The organism is Bradyrhizobium sp. PRIMUS42, from assembly GCF_023006515.1.
GTDB lineage: Bacteria > Pseudomonadota > Alphaproteobacteria > Rhizobiales > Xanthobacteraceae > Bradyrhizobium.
Genome location: NZ_JALBGZ010001675.1, coordinates 1 through 223 on the forward strand (window position 1 = coordinate 1; position 223 = coordinate 223).

1 protein-coding gene is annotated in these 223 nt (G+C 66.4%); it reads right to left on the reverse strand.

Going from position 1 to position 223, the window contains the following annotated elements:
- A partial coding sequence (locus MOV75_RS43025; protein WP_246933156.1) for a hypothetical protein occupies positions 1-223 on the reverse strand: 223 nt, incomplete at both ends.

A 223-nucleotide genomic window follows, 5' to 3' on the forward strand; every position in this document is an offset into this window, starting at 1 on the left:
CGCCAGACCATTCCAGCCCTCCTGCATCACCGCTGCGAGCATGATGGTGGGCTCACCCTGGTGCCTGATGATGTAGGTGGGAGGATCCTCGTAGCCGCGGCGGACCTCGGCAATGTCGGACAGCTTCAGCGTCCGCCCGGCGGCGACGATGGGCGTATCGGCGATCGCCTGGACGCTGTCATAGGCGCCGTCGACCCGGATGAAGACCTGCGGTCCCTTGGTG